General features: G+C 31.8%; 15 protein-coding genes. 8 read left to right on the top strand and 7 right to left on the bottom strand.

All coding sequences use genetic code 11. The features are described from left to right. Window positions 1-106: 106 nt before the first annotated feature. From sucD to HMPREF2603_RS04925, 5 genes are all read right to left on the bottom strand, one after another. Window positions 107-1,021 carry a succinate--CoA ligase subunit alpha gene (gene sucD, locus HMPREF2603_RS04945; protein WP_023015699.1) on the bottom strand — a complete coding sequence of 305 codons (915 nt, stop codon included), beginning with the start codon at window positions 1,019-1,021 and terminating at the stop codon, window positions 107-109. 20 nt (window positions 1,022-1,041) lie between these two features. Then, window positions 1,042-2,208 (bottom strand): ADP-forming succinate--CoA ligase subunit beta, encoded by a 1,167-nt coding sequence (sucC, locus tag HMPREF2603_RS04940; protein WP_002480685.1) that lies wholly within the window; start codon window positions 2,206-2,208, stop codon window positions 1,042-1,044. Between the two features lie 228 nt (window positions 2,209-2,436). Continuing rightward, a complete protein-coding gene (locus HMPREF2603_RS04935; RefSeq protein WP_060803504.1) occupies window positions 2,437-3,207 on the bottom strand; it encodes a ribonuclease HII in 771 nt (256 codons plus the stop codon). Further along, window positions 3,207-4,076 (bottom strand): ribosome biogenesis GTPase YlqF, encoded by an 870-nt coding sequence (gene ylqF / locus HMPREF2603_RS04930; protein WP_023015701.1) that lies wholly within the window; start codon window positions 4,074-4,076, stop codon window positions 3,207-3,209. Before ylqF ends, HMPREF2603_RS04935 begins: the two co-directional genes overlap by 1 nt. A 145-nt stretch (window positions 4,077-4,221) precedes the next feature. After that, window positions 4,222-4,710 (bottom strand): GyrI-like domain-containing protein, encoded by a 489-nt coding sequence (locus tag HMPREF2603_RS04925; RefSeq protein WP_060803503.1) that lies wholly within the window; start codon window positions 4,708-4,710, stop codon window positions 4,222-4,224. Between the two features lie 620 nt (window positions 4,711-5,330). Between HMPREF2603_RS04925 and HMPREF2603_RS13005 the strand changes: the two genes are divergently transcribed. Next, the gene (locus HMPREF2603_RS13005; RefSeq protein ID WP_142351480.1) at window positions 5,331-6,320 is read left to right on the top strand and encodes a M48 family metallopeptidase; all 990 of its coding nucleotides are present in this window, start codon (window positions 5,331-5,333) and stop codon (window positions 6,318-6,320) included. 97 nt (window positions 6,321-6,417) lie between these two features. On the opposite strand, the gene HMPREF2603_RS04915 is transcribed toward HMPREF2603_RS13005, so the two are convergent. Beyond that, complete coding sequence (locus HMPREF2603_RS04915) at window positions 6,418-7,272, bottom strand: ABC transporter substrate-binding protein (RefSeq protein ID WP_002480680.1); 855 nt, start codon at window positions 7,270-7,272, stop codon at window positions 6,418-6,420. Between the two features lie 238 nt (window positions 7,273-7,510). Between HMPREF2603_RS04915 and HMPREF2603_RS04910 the strand changes: the two genes are divergently transcribed. Then, window positions 7,511-10,123 carry a YfhO family protein gene (locus tag HMPREF2603_RS04910; RefSeq protein ID WP_070501972.1) on the top strand — a complete coding sequence of 871 codons (2,613 nt, stop codon included), beginning with the start codon at window positions 7,511-7,513 and terminating at the stop codon, window positions 10,121-10,123. Window positions 10,124-10,314: 191 nt separating this feature from the next. After that, the gene (locus HMPREF2603_RS13215) at window positions 10,315-11,793 is read left to right on the top strand and encodes a hypothetical protein (RefSeq protein WP_060803500.1); all 1,479 of its coding nucleotides are present in this window, start codon (window positions 10,315-10,317) and stop codon (window positions 11,791-11,793) included. A gap of 286 nt (window positions 11,794-12,079) precedes the next feature. On the opposite strand, the gene HMPREF2603_RS04900 is transcribed toward HMPREF2603_RS13215, so the two are convergent. Next, window positions 12,080-12,925, bottom strand: coding sequence for a BlaZ family penicillin-hydrolyzing class A beta-lactamase PC1 (locus HMPREF2603_RS04900; RefSeq protein WP_000733283.1), 846 nt, complete (start codon window positions 12,923-12,925; stop codon window positions 12,080-12,082). 106 nt (window positions 12,926-13,031) lie between these two features. On the opposite strand from HMPREF2603_RS04900, the gene blaR1 reads away from it, so the two are divergent. From blaR1 to HMPREF2603_RS04875, 5 genes are all read left to right on the top strand, one after another. Beyond that, window positions 13,032-14,789: a beta-lactam sensor/signal transducer BlaR1 gene (gene blaR1 / locus HMPREF2603_RS04895; protein WP_070501970.1), complete on the top strand. Its 1,758-nt coding sequence runs from the start codon at window positions 13,032-13,034 to the stop codon at window positions 14,787-14,789. Continuing rightward, entirely contained in the window at window positions 14,779-15,159 is a 381-nt protein-coding gene (gene blaI / locus HMPREF2603_RS04890) for a penicillinase repressor BlaI (protein WP_001284656.1), read from the top strand. The genes blaR1 and blaI overlap by 11 nt, the downstream gene beginning before the upstream one ends. A 263-nt stretch (window positions 15,160-15,422) precedes the next feature. Continuing rightward, window positions 15,423-16,016, top strand: a complete 594-nt coding sequence (locus HMPREF2603_RS04885; RefSeq protein WP_000690628.1) for a recombinase family protein — start codon at window positions 15,423-15,425, stop codon at window positions 16,014-16,016. Then, window positions 15,988-17,430: a Mu transposase C-terminal domain-containing protein gene (locus HMPREF2603_RS04880; RefSeq protein WP_000790705.1), complete on the top strand. Its 1,443-nt coding sequence runs from the start codon at window positions 15,988-15,990 to the stop codon at window positions 17,428-17,430. Before HMPREF2603_RS04885 ends, HMPREF2603_RS04880 begins: the two co-directional genes overlap by 29 nt. Further along, entirely contained in the window at window positions 17,423-18,238 is an 816-nt protein-coding gene (locus HMPREF2603_RS04875; protein ID WP_000164963.1) for an AAA family ATPase, read from the top strand. Before HMPREF2603_RS04880 ends, HMPREF2603_RS04875 begins: the two co-directional genes overlap by 8 nt. Window positions 18,239-18,362 lie beyond the last annotated feature (124 nt).

Raw genomic sequence — 18,362 nt, 5'->3', positions numbered from 1 at the left:
TCAAGTTATGTTTCAATGACTATGTGAATACTCAACTTTAACATGAAAAAAGGCACAGACTTATACCTAAGTACAAATCCATGCCTGATTTATAAAACGCAGTGAATTACGCGTCTTTTTTAACTGTTAATAACTCTTCATAGATACCTGCTTCTTTAGCTGCTTCAATTAATGTTGAACCAATTTCAGAAGGTGTATCTGCAGTTTTAACACCATTGTCATTCAATGTTTTGATTTTTTCTTTAGCAGTACCTTTACCACCAGAAATAATCGCACCAGCGTGACCCATACGTTTTCCTGGAGGTGCTGTTTGACCACCAATGAATCCTACAACTGGTTTTGTCATATTTTTACTAATCCATTCAGCCGCTTCTTCCTCAGCAGTACCGCCGATTTCACCGATCATTACGACAGCTTTAGTGTCTTCGTCTTTATTGAATGCATCTAATACATCGATAAAGTTTGTACCGTTGACTGGGTCGCCACCGATACCTACTGCTGTAGTTTGGCCAATGCCTTCTTCAGTTAATTGATGCACTGCTTCGTAAGTTAATGTACCTGAACGAGATACAACACCTACGTGGCCTTTTTTGTGGATGTAGCCAGGCATAATACCGATTTTACAATCATCTGGTGAAATAACACCTGGGCAGTTTGGTCCGATTAAACGAGTGTGTTTATCTTCTAAATAACGTTTAACTTTAACCATATCTAATACAGGAATGTGTTCTGTAATACAGATTGCTAAATCTAATTCAGCATCAGCACATTCTAAAATTGCATCAGCTGCGAATGGTGCTGGTACGTAAATAACTGATACGTTTGCACCTGTTTCTTTTTTCGCTTCTTCTACAGTGTTGAATACTGGTACACCTTCAACAACTTGACCACCTTTACCAGGAGTTACCCCAGCAACGATTTGAGTACCATATTCAAGCATTTGTTTCGTATGGAAAAGGGCTGTAGACCCAGTGATACCTTGTACAATTACTTTTGTGTTCTTATCTACATATACGCTCATCTTAGTGTCTCATCCTTTCCTTAGACTTCTTTGACAAGTTTGACAATTTTTTGAGCGCCTTCAGCCATAGTTGCTGCTGGCTCAATTGCTAAACCTGAATCTTTTAAGATTTGTTTACCGATTTCAACATTTGTACCTTCAAGACGAACTACTAAAGGTAATGTTAAGTCGACTTCTTTAACTGCTGCTACGATACCTTCTGCGATAACATCACAACGCATGATTCCGCCGAAGATATTAACAAAGATACCTTTAACATGATCATCACCTAAGATGATTTTGAATGCTTCAGTAACTTTTTCTTTCGTAGCGCCGCCGCCTACGTCTAAGAAGTTAGCCGGATTTCCGCCAAAATGATTGATTGTATCCATTGTAGCCATCGCTAAACCTGCACCGTTAACCATGCAGCCGATGTCGCCATCTAAAGCGATGTATGATAAATCATATTTAGAAGCTTCGATTTCTTTTGGATCTTCTTCTTCTAAATCACGTAATTCTAAAATGTCTTTGTGTCTGAATAATGCGTTATCGTCAAAGTTGATTTTCGCATCTAATGCTAAAACATCACCGTCACCAGTTGTAACTAATGGGTTGATTTCAACGATTGATGCATCTTTTTCGATAAATACATTGTATAAAGCGATTAAGAATTTAGCCGCTTTGTTGATTGATTCTTTTGGAATATTAATGTTGAATGCAATACGACGTGCTTGGTATGGTGCTAAACCAACAACAGGATCGATTGTTTCTTTGAAGATTTTTTCTGGCGTTTTAGCCGCTACTTCTTCAATTTCAGTACCGCCTTCTTCAGATGCCATTAACGTTACACGATCTGTTGCACGGTCGATAACGAATCCGACATAATATTCTTTTTGAATATCGCAGCCCTCTTCAATGTATAAACGTTTAACTTCTTTACCTTGTGGACCTGTTTGGTGAGTTACAAGTGTTTTACCTAATAATTCATTAGCGTAAGCTTCCACTTCAGATAATGACTTAGCGATTTTAACACCGCCAGCTTTACCTCTACCCCCAGCGTGGATTTGTGCTTTTACAACATAAACATCAGTGTCTAATTCTTTAGCTTTGTCTACTGCTTCTTCAGCAGTGAATGCTACACGTCCTTCTGGAACTGGAACGCCCATTGAACGAAAGATTTGTTTTCCTTGATACTCGTGGATATTCATTCTCCATCCTCCTGTTTCTTAGGTTAAGTACACTGTTAATTATAGAAAATGTAAGCGCTATTGTAAACTGAAAGCGGCTATTTTTGTCAATTTTGTTAACTTTTAGACTTTATCTCGAATCCTCGCGAAGTGTGATATTGCAACTATTCTAGCTTTTTTCAAATTAACCTGAATATTACACAAGGTTGGAAACAAATATTACAATTTGCACCAACCTTATTTTTAAAACTATTTTATTGTAAGAGATTTAATCGGTTCAAATGATTTACGATGTTCTGGAATCACACCTAATTTATCAATTCCTGCTAAATGTGCTTTTGTGCCATAACCGACATTATGTTCAAAATCATATCCTGGATGCTGTTTTGCGAGTTCACGCATATAAGCATCACGGTATTCTTTTGCCATGATACTGGCTGCTGCTATGGACACACTTTTTGCGTCACCTTTAATGATAGAAGTTTGTTCAATATCTAACGGTAATTCCATCGCATCAATCAATAAATGCGTCGGTTTGATAGATAAAGCTTCAATCGCACGTATCATCGCCACTTGCGTTGCTTGATAAATATTTAAATCATCGATTTCTTCTGGAGTCACAATTCCGTAAGCATATGTCGCTTCTGCTTCTAGCGCAGATTTCAGCTGTGCACGTTTAGCAGCTGAAACTTTCTTTGAATCATTTAAGCCATAATATGCATGTCCTTCATTTAATACCACAGCACATGCGACTACTGGACCAGCTAAAGGTCCTCTGCCGACTTCATCTATACCGCAAATAATCGCCTTATTGTCATGCGCTAAAATATCATTTTCATATAACGACATCTCTTGGTACTGCTCAACAAGTGCCGCTTCCTTTTCTAATTGTCTTTTACGACTTAATAAAGCTTGTTGTACACCTTTTCTTTCATCTTGATGCCATTGAAGTGTTTCGAGTTCAGCTAAAGTTTTAACATCTTTTAACGCTTCTTTAATTGCTTTGATTGACTGTCCCATTATTTAATTTCATCTGCCATCTCTTTATAAATATCAAAACTTTGTGTACCAAGTTTCGCATTTCTAATATCATTGATAATTAATTCAATGACTGATTCATAATCCACTTCATTGCCGCGTTGTAATAGACCACGTCGACGTCCAATCGCATCAAACCATTCAATATTTTCAGCTTCTGCATCTAAATCAACATTATAATGTTTTTGTAATGCTTCAAGCGCGTGTGCTTTATAGAACTCTAAACCAAAAATGGCAACGTCATCTAAGTGTACGATACTGTCTTTAATCGCACCTGTTAAACTTAATTTCTTACCAACTATTTGATCTTCGAACTTCGGCCATAAAATCCCTGGTGTATCTAATAATTGCAGTGACTTACCTACTTTAATCCATTGTTGTTGTTTCGTTACACCTGGTGTATTACCTGTTTTCGCAATAGCTTTATTCGCAAGTTTATTGATTAACGTAGATTTACCTACATTTGGAATACCTACAATCATGGCACGAATTGCACGTGGTTTTAAGCCTTTCGCTTTATCACGTTCGAATTTTTCTTTTGTCGCTTGTACAGCCGCTTGTTCTACTGATTTCAAGCCTTTACCATGCTTCGCATCTACTGATACTGGGAAATAACCTTTACTTCTGAAATAGTCTTCCCATTTGGCTGTTTCATTTAAATTCGCCATATCTTTTTTATTTAAAATAACCACACGTGGTTTATTTTGAATCACTTCATCAATCATCGGGTTTCTTGAACTGTAAGGAATACGTGCGTCTACTAATTCAAAGACCACATCCACTTTCTTTAACTGTTCGGACACTTCACGTTTAGCTTTCGCCATATGCCCTGGATACCATTGAATAACCATGTTTCATCACCTTTCATTCATCGCTTTACTCTATTTTACATTCTCTCTATTATACTATATTTTGGAAGTCTTGAAAAAATGAAAAAAAGAAACCCAAACAACTGATTAAGTGCTTGAGTTTCTTACATCAATAATTAAATTTATATTAGTTGTTTAATTCTTCTTTCTTTACCACCGGCACATACACTTGTGCTTCATAATCTGATGAAGTCACATCTCCATGTGGATAGAATTCAAAAGCTGGTCCTTCAGCCATGTGATAACCTTCGCTTGCTAAGAACTCAGGGTTAAACACTTTTTGACATACTTGCTGGATTGATTCTGGTACAGGTCCTTTAGCATTTACAACCAGATAATCGCCTTGAGGTAAAGCATAAGGATGCAAGCCTGATCCAAATTGATTATCAGAAGTTACCGCAATTAAGTAATTCATCCCTGCTTCTGTAGGTACAATCACTCCTAAGTATCCTTCTAATTGGTGGTTGCTTAATTCAGATAAAGTTTGTTCTTCACCTGATTCATGAAATTTTTGCCATGCTTTCGGTAAATTTTGTTGTGCGTCTTGCAACGTCGCATATTTACTCAAATAACCAATAACCTTTAATTCATTTAAATGCTTTACTTCGTATTCCATATACGCCACTCCCGTCATTTCAATTAAACTTGATTAGTGTTTAATACCCTATATTCTCTATAATATGGCATAAAAAAACAAGCACCGAAAAAGGCAGTATTCAAATTACTACCATAACCTTAATAAAACCACAAATTTGTATACAAATATAACTTGACTAATAAGTAATAATTTTATACTTTAACAATGTACCTTTATATTTTAATAATCATTTATACAATCCGTTTAACGTAATATACCTTTTCATCATCATCATATCAATCAGTGTAATACCATTATGGAAACTTAAAAAGTTTCACTTGCCTTCTTATTTCATTATAACGATCGACAAGTCTGCAAGTATAAGACACCTCACTACTTATTACTTATTCATATTATATTATTAGGAGGAGATTTAATGTTTCTTGAGAAATTAAGATGCAGTAACTGTAACAAAGAGATAAATGAAAATGAAGTAATTACTATAAAAATAAACGAAAGCAAATTAAAAGGGTATACAATGCTTAGCAACTGGGCGAAAAGTCAAAAAGTTTTCTGTGAAAAATGTTCAAACAACAAATAGTTATTGAATACTTTGATTAAGAGATAAATACGAAAGAATACATAGTTTTTCACCTATTTTGATTAAATATGGAGGTCTTAGCTTTTTAATTCATGCTACTCCAGAAATGCTCGGTTTATTTATTGGAGCTTATATCGGTTTATCAAATTGGGGTGATATTAAAAATAATTATAATCAATACCTATCATTGTTTATTTTAGGAATTATACTGATTATATTCGCAGGCGCATTTGAAACCTATATAACCCCTTTTTTTACAATTAAGATCAATTTAGATAAGGAGTTGATATATATGAGAATAATTTCATTGCTATTATTAATACTAGCTGTATTATTAAAATTCGACGTTTTAAGCACTCCTTTTTTAAGTTACAATTTAAAAAAATATATGTTTGCTTTTTCTTTTGGATTATTTTTTTATGCATTTTTAAAACCGCATGTCGATTTGATATTTGTAAACAAAAAGAGACTTACTAGTAAGTTTGTAACGGAGTATGTTCCTGAATTAACAAACAAAAAAATTAGTTTTTATTCTGTCAGTATGCCCTTCAAACCTAATCTATTCGCTGTTAAAAAAAAGGAATCCGTTATTATTATTGATGACTCATTAATTCAAAAATTAAATGAAAATGAACTCAGATTTTTTCTTTTACATGAGTATAGTCATATAAAAGATAATGACTCATTAAAAATGCATTTGGTTTCATTAAGTGCTTTCACTTTAACACCTTTTGTGTTCTTTCTATTAATGCCTATAATCAAACTGCCTAGTAATATTATTTTGTTACTCATTGTAGTTTTTCTGTTTATTCTGGTTTACTTTATCATTATAGCATTGAACTTTAAGTTCAAGAGAAATTGCGAATTAAAATGTGACACTTATGCATCTGAGTATGTAAATACTAAGTATATAAAAAGTGCATTCGAAAAATTTATTGAGTTAGGCATATTTGACTATAAAAGTAGAAGTATTTTATCAAGTCATCCTAGTTTAGATGAGCGACTAAATAATTTAAACATAAATATTAATAACGACAATCGCTCATAATATACAATGCATTACATAAACTACAATAAAATCATAAAAAAATACAAGTACCGAAAAAGGTAGATGTTTTCGGTACTTGTATTAATCTCACTTAGACTTATTCTTCGAATTTCGCTAAGTCTTCTGCAATGTGTTCAGACGCTACTAAACCACGTGATTTTGCCCATAATTCACGGTTTACGAAATGAATACGTCCGTTTTTCTTCGCATTGATTGAATTATAAACTTCTGATTGACGTAATTCTTCTAATGCATCTGCATTTTCATCATCAACCATTAAAATTAAACGTTCTGGATTTAATGTTTTTAATTGTTCATCCGTTAATTTTAGATATGGCCCATCTTTATATTCTGGATACGTTTTTGAGTCCGCTTGAGTGATTGCCATTTTGAAGCCAAGACGTTTTAAGAATTGACCAACATAACTGTTCGCATCATGTCCTACAATATGATTATCTGTCACTACTGCAGCCAATGTGCCTAAACTTTTATCTAACGTAATACCCTCTTCGATTTGTTTAATCTTTTGTTCATGCACTGCGACACGTGTTTTCGCTTTTTGTTCTTTTGATACAGCTTTACCGATTAACTCGAATGACTCTAAGTTTTGTTTATAATCGCCATCAAAGCTTTCAAGTAAAATTGTCGGTGCAATTTTTTCTAAATCTCTATAGATTTTGTGATGACGTTCACCGTCAGCAATAATTAATTGTGGTTCCGCTTCTCTTAAAGCATCTAAATCAGGATTGTTTCTATCTCCTAAAGAAACATATTCACCAATCTGTGTTCTGACTGCTTCAAATAAATTCTCTTTATTCCCATCATCAGCAATCGCAGCTGGTTTAATATCTAAAGCTAATAAATCATCTACGAATGAAAATTCTAATGCGGCAACTCTGTCCACATTCTCCGCAACTTGAGTGATGCCTGATTCATTTCTTACTTCAACCATATGATTAAGACCTCCAAATTGATTTGTTATTGATAGTACTCCCATATAATTGTTACCGGTAGTTATATTCCCTATATGTTAGACATTATTCATATTAAGTTAATATGATACTTTACAAAATTTTAATATTAGTTGATTTATTTCCCTTTATAATCGCGTTACTGCTAAAATTAAAAAGGGTATATGTAGTATATTACCTAATTCTACATATGCATTTTAATTTCAGGAGAGACAAAAAATGAAATTCACCCTAAAACATAACCTAGTGCGTTTTTTAAAAATTGCTGGTATCGGCACATTAATAATGCTGATTATTTTCTATCCTGCAATCCGCGCTTATACGAAACATCAAATTGTATTCAGTGGTGCAGGCGATGGTTTCAGACAAATGATGCCATTTCAAAAATACTTATATGAACACGTCACACACTTTTCAAGTTTCTACGATATTTCTTTCGGTTTAGGCGGAGATTATATCGCAGATTTAGCTTATTATTATTCAACCTCTCCACTTACCTACTTAAACTTTTTATTTGTGTGGTTAGGCGAACATCTCTTACATATGAATCCAAGCAGTATTGAATTTTGGCCAGGAAACCAATTATTCTTTGCGATTGTCAAAGCTATTTTGACATTTATTGCTGCTTACTATATGATGCGCTATTTTAAATTAAAACGTTATACCGAACTGATCGCTACAATTTTATACACCGCTTCTAATGTCATGATGTATTTCAACTTCACTTGGTCATTTTATGGTGATGTATTGATTTACTTACCGTTGACAATATTAGGTGTAGAAAAGTTATTTAGAGAACGTAAAGCCGCTTTATTGATTATCGGTTTAGGCTTAACACTGATGTCGAACTTTTATTTCAGTTACTATGAAGCTATTATTATCGGTGCTTATTTAATTTATAGAACTATCGCAGTTTATAAAGAGGATATCTTAAACCGCATACAGAAGATTTATATTACAGTGGTAACTATACTACTAAGTTTGATGGTCGCTAGTTTTGGATTTTACACAGGTGTCAGCTCATTCTTGCATAATGATCGTAAACAAAATCCATTATTAGAGTATCCATTCTTTGTAGATTTATTGAACACAGATAAACAAACATTTATATCAGGTTTTCATATTTTATTGTCGATTTTAGTTTTGATTGCCCTACTGCAATTTAAACTATACAAACATTATTTCTATCGTTTATTTGCGATTATGACATGGATTTTCTTATTAGGTTCATTTACCAACCCATTTGATAGTTTCTTTAACGGCTTTTCTATCCCGCAACGCAGATGGGTCTATATGCTGGCAATGAGTGCCGCAATATTGGTTGCTTTGATGATTCAATATTTAGCGGAAATGTCTATCATTTCTTTAATTGCCGCAACAATTCCAGCTGTTTTAGTCTTAATCATTTCATCACGTTATGCTGAAGGCGAATGGCATTGGTGGATCAGCACAGCTGTCATCATTGCAGTATTGGCATTGATATTAATTATCTATAATGGTCAGATGAAGCATTGGATGAAACTTATGTTAATCGCATTGATTTTAGTCCAACAATTCTGGCAGTTAAAAGAATATAAAGAAAATATCTTGTCTGAGTATGAAGCAGAAGTAAAACAAGTCACAAATTATGATTACTTCAGTCGCCCGCTAAATAAAAAAATCAAAGCCATTCAAAAAGAAAATCAAGATGATTTAATGCGTATTGATTATATGAGTGTTTATGGTTTAAACTCACCGTTCATTTACAACTACAATGGCATCTCGCTTTATTCAAGCATCTTTGATGGTGAAATTCTTAATTATTATGATAATGTGATGCAGATTAATATGCCGATTGATAAAAACAGTACTTATCGTTTATTTAATAACCGAGCTAACTTAATGGTTTTATGGGATGTCACAGACCACTTCAAAATGGAATCAGATAAAAACATACCATACGGTTTCGAACTAAAAGATAAAATCAAACATGATGATAGAATCTTTGTTCATTCAAAAAATCAAATTGATTATCCAAGTGCACATATTACCAACAAAACATTTAGTATGGACCAATTAAAATCACCGTTAGATCGTGAACAAGCCATGTTAGAAGGCGTTGTTTGGGATGATAAAAAAGGTAATTCAACATTCAAAACGAACCCTAACTTACTACCAAAAGCAAAGACAACATTACGCGATGCAAAACAAATAGATCAAAAACATATTCAAGTTCAAAAGAACAATGGTGGTTTAACTATGCAGCTGCCTGAATCCGTTGCGAATAAGTATCAAGATATGTATGTAGAAATGGATATTGAACGTATCGCACCAACTTCAGAACACTACGTAAAAATCAATGAATATAAACAAAAACGTAATCGCTTAGACTACAAATACCGACGATTTGTCAGCCCTGTGACTATGCGTATTAAAGCTTCACCAGAACTGAAGTTACAACTACCAAAAGGTAAATACCGTCTACAGCTTAAAGGTATTTATGGTGAAGATTACAGTACTTTAAATCGTACTAAAGATACTTTAACACCTGTCAAAGTTACTAAGAATAACCGTAACTTACACATTCAAAAACCAAAATCAGCACAAGGTTATATTGTCTTACCTGCTGCCTATAGAAATGGAATGTATGCGTTAATCGATGGTAAGAAACATGAAGTTAAACAAGGTAATGGCATTATGACAGTAATTCCAACTAAGAAAGGTCAAACAGATATTTATTTAAAATATGAACCGCCATTATTAAAACCATTAATCGTCATCACAGGAATTGGTTTAGTGTTGAGCGTGGTCTGGTGCCGTTATCTACTCAGACGAAACAAAACGAAACAATAAAACAAACAGTGTGTATCCTTCTATATTTTGGATACGCACTGTTTTTTTAATCCCCAACACTATTTTTACCAATGACTTACGCTTTTTTTACTGTCTGTGATTATGCATATACAGCCTATTATCTTCTTACTTATACTATTTTTATATCTCTACTCCATTAACATTCGCCTAGAAAGGTTTGATAACACAACATGAAAGAACGTAACTACCAAAGCACCAATCACGAATATCTGAGTCACATACTTCCAAAATTTAACACTTCACTTTCTACTAAAGCACTTCAAAGTAACTCTATTTCCTATCAGACATTAATGAATCATTTCGATCATCTTCTAAATGCTTCTGAAAAAGCATTACTTGAGTCTGTTTTAAATTCCACACTTACGATAATCACACTTTCTAGAAAAGATTATTATCAACTCACTCATTTGAAAGTGACACACTATGTCATCCCTATTGCTAAAGACCGCTACTACCTCTCACCAGAATTTTTAAATGATTATAACCACTGTTGTTTAAATGAAAAATATTCCTCCTTACCGTTGCTTGAAGATTGGGTTCATACAAAAATCGAAACTTTAGCTTCAATAGAAGAAAAGCGTAGATCATATGAAACCATGGATTTTGAAACATGTTTAGCTGATCGTTATAGCACAAAAAATTTAGACTTTATATGTGTGATGGCTAATATTAAAAATTATGATAAACTGACTGATACTGAAAAGTGTACCTTAATCACCAAAAAAGTGATAAGAGATTATGGCTTATTTGAAAAACTAATTCAAATCGTGCCACCTTTACGTATACTTTTTGCGTATATGGTTTATGAGGATAGAAACAGTTTTGTAGGTGCAGAACTCCCTGGTGAAAATATTGCGGTCTTTATTTTGTTTAGCGACATTGAACTCAGTATGATTTATTTACCTTGTGACTTATTTGAACATTTAAAGTGTTATTTTAGTTTACGTGGTCTGCAGCCTGAAGAAATACTTAAACAGTCGATTGAAGATTTTACAGATCAAGCCTTAGATGAAGACCTTCAACAAGCGTTATTAAAAGATTTGTGCCATAATCGATTATCAGTCGGGGAAGCCAAAAAGGTTCTACCAGCTTTGATGCATAATAAAATCCAGGCAAATATTCTTACTGATTTAAACACTGAAACTAAAATCAAATTCTTTGAAGCACTTGTAAACTTATATGGATTTATCCCTATTAAAATTGTGGTCAAACTTTATAATTCATACTTTGAAGCACATGAAACCAGCGCATCTATAAAAGATAAGATAAACACAGATTATAAAAGTCACATGGTTGCTATCAGCGATAATTATCTTACACATACGACGTTAAAAGAAGCTTACCAAACCCTAAATGCATTATATGAAACTGTCCCTTATTATTTACCTTCAACACTTATGACATTGTTTAAAGCCGCTACTTCAGAGGACTGGATAGAAAATAAGAATTTCGAAGACAGTCTGCTATTTCTAAGAAGTAGTATCAACCTTCAAGGAGAATCCTTTGATATTCCTATATATATGGTTGAAATCGCTATTTTCGAAGATGTCATACTTCCTAATATCAAAATGGTGCCAAAAGAAGATGACTTGAAGGATGCTGTACAAATGTGGAAAGCACAAGGATTGTATAACTGTCACTTTGCTTGATATATGAGAATTATTTAACCTTATAAATGAGAAAAAAGCAACGCACTTTAAATAAGATACGTTGCTTTTTCGATTGATGAACACCTATAATTAAACTATTCATCTATTATTTATAATTTTTTGTATATACAATATTTCTAGTTTGTTAAAGAGAATTAAGAAAATAAATCTCGAAAATAATAGAGGGAAAATCAGTTTTTGATATCAAAATTATACATGTCAACGATAATACAAAATATAATACAAAATATAAGATGTTATCAGTATTTATTATGCATTTAGAATATTAAAATTCCTTCATTACACTCTTGGCGGTTTCACTTATCAACTTATCATTTGGCTTATCACTTTTATTGTCTTTATTCGTAAAAATGACTAAAACAATAGGTTCAGATTGGCCCTTAGGATAAACAAAAGCAACATCATTTCTAGAAGCATATGTTATTGCTTGACCACTTTTATCAGCAACCTTATAGTCTTTTGGAACACCGTCTTTAATTAAAGTATCTCCGCTTTTATTATTTAACATTAAATCAAGTAAGAATTTTTTGTTTTCTTTGCTTAATTTTCCATTTGCGATAAGTTTATTTAAAGTCTTACCGAAAGCAGCAGGTGTTGAAGTATCTTTTTTGCTCTTTGGTGAATAGTAATTTAATTCTATCTCATATCTAACTGGATTTGTTACTTTATCTCCTAGTTCTTTTAGACGTTGTTTAACTTTTTTGATTCCACCGATTTCTTTTATAATTTTATTGTTTGCTGTATTATCACTATATGTCATTGAAGCCTCAATAAGTGCTTTTAAAGTGATATCTTTTCCTACATATTTTTCTAAAATAGGAGAATAAGCAACTATATCATCTTTGTTAATATGTACTTTTTTATTTAACTTATTATAAGGTACTTGTTCTAACAAAATAGCACTATTTATCGCTTTTGAAGTTGAAGCATAGGCAAATCTCTTATCTGAATTAAATTTTACTTCCTTACCACTTTTAGTATCTAAAGCATAAACACCAATATGAGCATTATATTTTTTTTCTAAATCATTTAACTCTTTGGCATGTGAACTGTTTGAATTACATGCACTTAAAACTAAAGCAATTACAATTAAAAATATTAACTTTTTCAAAATAAACCCTCCGATATTACAGTTGTAATTTTTATAAATCAATAATATTACAATTGTAATATCGGTGTCAATAGTTTATTATAAATATTTGAAAGAAGGTGTTGAAATGGCTAAGTTATTAATAATGAGCATAGTAAGCTTTTGTTTTATATTTCTATTGTTATTATTTTTTAGGTACATATTAAAACGCTATTTTAATTATATGTTAAATTATAAAGTTTGGTATCTAACTCTTCTTGCAGGATTAATTCCTTTCATTCCTATTAAATTCTCTCTTTTTAAATTTAATAATGTGAATAATCAAGCGCCCACAGTTGAAAGTAAGTCACACGACTTGAACCATAACATAAATACCACCAAACCTATTCAAGAGTTCGCAACAGATATCCATAAGTTTAATTGGGATTCAATTGATAATATCTGCACAGTTATTTGGATAGTTTTAGTTATTATTTTAAGTTTTAAATTTTTGAAAGCCTTATTATATCTTAAATATTTAAAGAAACAGTCACTTTATCTAAACGAAAATGAAAAAAATAAAATAGATACGATACTTTTCAACCATCAATATAAAAAAAATATTGTGATTCGAAAAGCAGAGACTATTCAATCTCCAATAACTTTTTGGTATGGGAAATATATTATTTTGATTCCTAGTTCATATTTTAAAAGTGTAATTGACAAAAGACTAAAATATATAATATTGCATGAATATGCTCATGCTAAAAATAGAGATACTTTACATTTAATTATCTTTAATATCTTCTCTATTATTATGAGTTACAATCCATTAGTACATATTGTAAAAAGAAAGATAATTCATGACAATGAAGTAGAAGCCGATAGATTTGTCCTTAATAATATTAACAAAAATGAATTTAAAACTTATGCGGAATCTATTATGGACTCCGTATTAAATGTTCCATTTTTTAATAAAAATATATTAAGCCATTCATTTAATGGTAAAAAGTCATTACTCAAAAGAAGATTAATTAATATAAAAGAAGCCAATCTGAAAAAACAGTCCAAATTAATTCTAATTTTTATTTGTATTTTTACTTTTTTGCTCATGGTAATTCAAAGCCAGTTTTTGATGGGGCAATCCATAACTGATTATAATTATAAAAAGCCCTTACACAACGATTACCAAATTTTAGATAAAAGTAAAATTTTTGGTTCAAATAGTGGATCTTTCGTCATGTACAGCATGAAGAAAGACAAATACTATATTTATAACGAAAAAGAAAGTAGAAAAAGGTATTCTCCTAATTCAACTTATAAAATTTATTTAGCTATGTTTGGACTTGACCGACATATTATAAATGATGAAAATTCACGTATGTCATGGAATCATAAGCATTACCCTTTTGATGCTTGGAATAAGGAACAAGATTTAAATACAGCAATGCAAAATTCAGTTAATTGGTACTTCGAACGTATTAGCGATCAAATACCAAAGAACTATACTGCGACTCAACTCAAGCAATTAAATTATGGTAATAAAAATTTGGGAAGTTATAAAAGCTATTGGATGGAAGATAGTTTGAAAATATCTAATCTTGAACAAGTAATAGTTTTTAAAAATATGATGAAACAAAATAACCATTTTAGTAAAAAAGCAAAGAATCAATTATCTTCTTCATTATTGATTAAGAAAAATGAAAAGTATGAACTGTATGGGAAAACAGGTACAGGTATAGTAAACGGGAAGTATAATAATGGGTGGTTTGTAGGTTACGTAATTACAAATCATGATAAGTATTATTTTGCTACACATTTATCAGATGGAAAGCCATCTGGGAAAAATGCTGAATTAATCAGTGAAAAAATATTAAAAGAAATGGGTGTTTTAAATGGCCAATAAGCAAGTTGAAATATCTATGGCTGAATGGGATGTTATGAATATAATATGGGGTAAAAAATCAGTATCAGCTAATGAAATTGTAGTTGAAATTCAAAAATATAAAGAAGTTAGCGATAAAACGATTAGAACATTAATCACAAGACTATATAAAAAAGAGATTATAAAACGATACAAATCAGAGAATATTTATTTTTACTCATCAAATATTAAAGAAGACGATATTAAAATGAAAACTGCTAAAACCTTTCTTAATAAACTGTATGGAGGGGACATGAAAAGTTTAGTGCTGAATTTTGCGAAAAATGAAGAATTAAATAACAAAGAAATTGAAGAATTGCGAGACATTTTAAATGATATTAGTAAAAAGTAATTAGAGATATGTTTCAAACATAATACATATGTAAACTATGCTTGACTCTTATTAAATTAGTTTTGTTAATAACATTTAAAATATATTATTAAAGATGAGAGTGTACAGAAAATAACCATTTTCTGTACACTCTCTTTTTATGCCGAAATAAGTGAGTAATACATATATTTTCGTGTTCAAAAACCCAACAAAAAATCTATGTTCACAAAAGACCTTGAAATTAAGTTATGGTACACTGTATATGTATATAGGAGGTTTGTATTTTGAAAATAGGTTATGCAAGAGTTTCAACTGGATTACAAAATCTGAATTTACAGGAGGACCGATTAAACGCATATGGTTGTGAAAAGATATTTAGCGACCATATTAGTGGTTCAAAAAGTAAAAGACCTGGATTAGATAAAGCAATTGAATTTGCGAGATCAGGAGATACGATTGTTGTTTGGAGACTCGACAGACTAGGACGTAATATGGAGGATTTAATCACATTAGTTAATGAGCTTAACGAACGAGGTGTAAGTTTCCATAGTTTAGAAGAAAATATAACGATGGATAAATCAAGTTCTACAGGACAATTATTATTTCATTTATTCGCAGCGTTTGCAGAATTTGAACGAAATTTAATTTTAGAACGTTCTTCAGCTGGCCGAATTGCAGCACGTGCTAGAGGACGCTATGGAGGTAGACCCGAAAAATTAAATCAAAAAGATTTAAACTTACTTAAGACACTTTATGATAATGGCACGCCAATTAAGACAATTGCAGAGCAGTGGCAAGTTTCACGTACAACGATTTATCGTTACCTCAATAAATTGGAGGAAAAGGAAGATGAAAAACAAGGAGAAGTATCTAACTAATTTTTCTGAAGCCAAACGTAAAGAAGCTACTCAAAAGTACAATATTATAAAACCTTTTATCTTGGGCAAGCAATCTTTATCAAGCATTTCTAAAAGCAAAGGTATTGCGTTAAGTACACTTTATAGGTGGAATAAATTATATAAGGAACAAGGTCTTACTGGTCTAATTCATAATACAAGAGTTGATAAAGGTGAGCATAAATTAAAACAAAACATAATAGACGAGATTAAACGCCTTGCACTCAAGAATAAAAGAAATAGTATTGCTACGATTCATAGGAAAATCGCTAATTATTGTATAGAGAATAATTTTTATAAACCAAGTTATAAACAAGTTTATAGTATTATTAAAGCAATGCCTAAGTCTGTTATTGATTTCTCTCACCAAGGTGAAAAATACTATCAAAATAAGTACGATTTAATACAAATAAGAGAATCCTCAAGACCCAATGAAATATGGCAAGCCGACCATACTTTGCTAGATATTTATATATTAGATCAAAAAGGTAATATCAATAGACCATGGCTAACCATTATTATGGATGACTATAGTCGTGCAATTGCAGGCTACTTTATAAGTTTTGATGCTCCTAATGCTCAAAACACAGCATTAACACTACACCAAGCAATATGGAATAAGAATAATACCAATTGGCCAGTATGTGGTATACCCGAAAAATTCTACACAGATCACGGGAGTGACTTTACCTCGCACCACATGGAACAAGTCGCTATTGATTTGAAAATTAACTTGATGTTTTCAAAAGTTGGTGTCCCTCGTGGTCGCGGGAAAATAGAACGGTTTTTTCAGACAGTTAACCAAACTTTCTTAGAACAACTTCCTGGATATATAAACAATAATGATACTTCTAGCGATTTAATAGATTTTCAAAATTTCGAAGAAAAATTACGATACTTTTTAATTGAAGATTATAATCAAAAAGAGCACAGTGCTATCCAGAGCACTCCTATCAATCGGTGGAACAGTAATCATTTTTTTCCTAATATGCCAAGCAGTTTAGAACAACTTGATTTATTATTATTAGAAATACCTAAATCTAGAAAAATTCATTCAGATGGTATTCATTTTCAAGGCTTTAGATACAGTAATACAAACCTAACTGCTTATGTAGGTGAGTATGTATTAATTCGTTACAATCCCAATGATATGGCTGAAATACGCGTTTTTTATAGAGATGAATTTCTTTGTACAGCAATATCCCCTGATTTAGCTGATTATTCAATTGATATAAAAGAGATACAACACGCACGTAGTCAGAGAAGAAAACACTTAAAACAAAACATTGCTAGTCCAAGCACCACTGATTTAATTAAGGAAGAAAAAAGTTATGGTTACTCACCTCAAGAAACGACCAAAAACGTCAAAAAATTAAAGAGGTATCGTAATGACTAAAAATCAGAATTTCATTGAAACGAAAGAGTATAAACGATTTGCTGAATTTTGCGATGCTTGTATCAAATATCAATATATTGGGATCTGCTATGGTCAACCTGGTGTCGGAAAAACTTTATCTTCTAGGTATTACACAAATTGGAATACTATTGAAAAGCAAGTTAATCATAGAGGGTGGGAAGATCTAGCTAGTAAAACGACTGATGATATATTATCGGTGAATAAGATATTTTATACTGCACCGGCTGAAAAACAAACAAGATTAAGTAATGATCTATATAGTATTAGTGCAAGTATTGATTTGGGTCAAAAATTACACATCGTAAATAAGTATGGTCATGATCATAGTAAACATTATAGTGATATGTTTAAATATATTGATTTAATTATAGTAGATGAGATTGATCGCCTTAAAGTGCAACATTTAGAGCAATTAAGAGCTATTTATGATGAACATAATTTAGCAATGATATTTATTGGTATGCCAGGTATAGAGAAAAAACTATCTCGTTATCCTCAACTATATTCGCGTATAGGTTTTGCACATGAATTTGATAATCTAAGTAAAGACGAGACGCATCATATATTAGAATATAAGTGGCAAGATTTAGGATTTGATCTAAAACTCGAAGATTTTACTGATTATGAGGCAATAACGACGATTATTAAAATTACAAAAGGGAATTTTAGGCTGATTCATCGTTTATTTGCACAGATAGATAGAATTATGGATATAAATGGCTTAGATAAAATCAGTACAGAAGTTGTAGAAACAGCTAGAGATAGTTTAGTCATAGGTATTCGTTAATAGAAAAAGCAATGTACTTTAATATAGGACATTGCTTTTCTCATTTACTAGGTAAAATCATTCTCATATATCAAGTAAAGTAACAGTATAACAATGTAAAAACGAAACATGTTTTAAAACATGT

It is taken from the genome of Staphylococcus sp. HMSC055C03 (assembly GCF_001809385.1).
Classification (GTDB): Bacteria; Bacillota; Bacilli; order Staphylococcales; family Staphylococcaceae; genus Staphylococcus; species Staphylococcus simulans.
Note: the sequence above shows the minus strand (reverse complement) of the source record. Positions and strands in the feature narration are given on the sequence as shown.

Coding starts and splice junctions, on each gene's coding strand:
- HMPREF2603_RS04875 (WP_000164963.1), top strand. CDS start 17,423: ATGACTAAAAATCAGAATTTCATTGAAACGAAAGAGTATAAACGATTT.
- HMPREF2603_RS04935 (WP_060803504.1), bottom strand. CDS start 3,207: ATGGGACAGTCAATCAAAGCAATTAAAGAAGCGTTAAAAGATGTTAAA.
- ylqF (WP_023015701.1), bottom strand. CDS start 4,076: ATGGTTATTCAATGGTATCCAGGGCATATGGCGAAAGCTAAACGTGAA.
- HMPREF2603_RS13215 (WP_060803500.1), top strand. CDS start 10,315: ATGAAAGAACGTAACTACCAAAGCACCAATCACGAATATCTGAGTCAC.
- blaI (WP_001284656.1), top strand. CDS start 14,779: ATGGCCAATAAGCAAGTTGAAATATCTATGGCTGAATGGGATGTTATG.
- blaR1 (WP_070501970.1), top strand. CDS start 13,032: ATGGCTAAGTTATTAATAATGAGCATAGTAAGCTTTTGTTTTATATTT.
- HMPREF2603_RS04915 (WP_002480680.1), bottom strand. CDS start 7,272: ATGGTTGAAGTAAGAAATGAATCAGGCATCACTCAAGTTGCGGAGAAT.
- HMPREF2603_RS04925 (WP_060803503.1), bottom strand. CDS start 4,710: ATGGAATACGAAGTAAAGCATTTAAATGAATTAAAGGTTATTGGTTAT.
- sucC (WP_002480685.1), bottom strand. CDS start 2,208: ATGAATATCCACGAGTATCAAGGAAAACAAATCTTTCGTTCAATGGGC.
- sucD (WP_023015699.1), bottom strand. CDS start 1,021: ATGAGCGTATATGTAGATAAGAACACAAAAGTAATTGTACAAGGTATC.
- HMPREF2603_RS04910 (WP_070501972.1), top strand. CDS start 7,511: ATGAAATTCACCCTAAAACATAACCTAGTGCGTTTTTTAAAAATTGCT.
- HMPREF2603_RS04880 (WP_000790705.1), top strand. CDS start 15,988: ATGAAAAACAAGGAGAAGTATCTAACTAATTTTTCTGAAGCCAAACGT.